Consider the following 372-nt stretch of genomic DNA (forward strand, 5'->3'; position numbering starts at 1 on the left):
TTATTTTCTTACCCGGCTTCTGATCCATTCGGGTCTTATATCTTTCACCCTTGTAACGATACCATACATGGTAGCCGAGCACCTTCTCTTCATAGCTTATACGATGCCGGGTTTCGCAGCGCTGTTCATCACGGTAGTGTGACCTTGTTTTATACCGACGACGCTCATTCGAGGCGATATCGCTCCCCACTGAGGCCCCTAATATTGCACCCACAGCCGTACCAATCTTCTTGTTTTTGCTTCGGTGCCCTACAGCATTACCAATTGCGCCACCAATAATACCGCCAAGAATAGTACTAGTATGTGAACGCTCACTTTTAGGATAATCATCATATCGAACCTGTTCAGTCCAACATTCCTCTTCGGGAATTC

Annotated in this window: 1 protein-coding gene; it reads right to left on the reverse strand. The window is 46.5% G+C overall.

What is annotated here, in order from left to right; translation table 11 throughout:
* A partial coding sequence (locus tag A3756_RS05820) for a glycine zipper 2TM domain-containing protein (RefSeq protein ID WP_068553050.1) occupies window positions 1–372 on the reverse strand: 372 nt, incomplete at both ends.

Source organism: Oleiphilus sp. HI0086 (assembly GCF_001635225.1).